Consider the following 338-nt stretch of genomic DNA (forward strand, 5'->3'; position numbering starts at 1 on the left):
CTTCCTTATCAGTCAAGCCATCGCCATCTGTATCGGCTTTAGTAGGGTCTGTTCCTTTTTCTACTTCTTCCTTATCAGTCAAGCCATCGCCATCTGTATCGGCTTTAGTAGGGTCTGTTCCTTTCTCTACTTCTTCCTTATCAGTCAAGCCATCGCCATCTGTATCAGCTTTAGTAGGGTCTGTTCCTTTTTCTACTTCTTCCTTGTCAGTCAAGCCATCGCCATCTGTATCCTTAGTTGATGGATCTACTGGTTTAGATTCTGGTTTCGAGTTTGGATCTTTCGGATTTGTTCCCTTATCTACTTCTTCTTTATCTGTGAAGCCATCGCCGTCTGTA

General features: G+C 43.5%; 1 protein-coding gene. It reads right to left on the minus strand.

Going from position 1 to position 338, the window contains the following annotated elements; genetic code table 11:
- Positions 1–338 (minus strand): hypothetical protein (locus HT708_RS11410; protein ID WP_205380759.1); only part of this gene is annotated, 338 nt, incomplete at both ends.

Origin of the sequence: Streptococcus sp. 3613 (assembly GCF_013277375.1) — a bacterium.
Lineage (GTDB): Bacteria > Bacillota > Bacilli > Lactobacillales > Streptococcaceae > Streptococcus > Streptococcus pseudopneumoniae.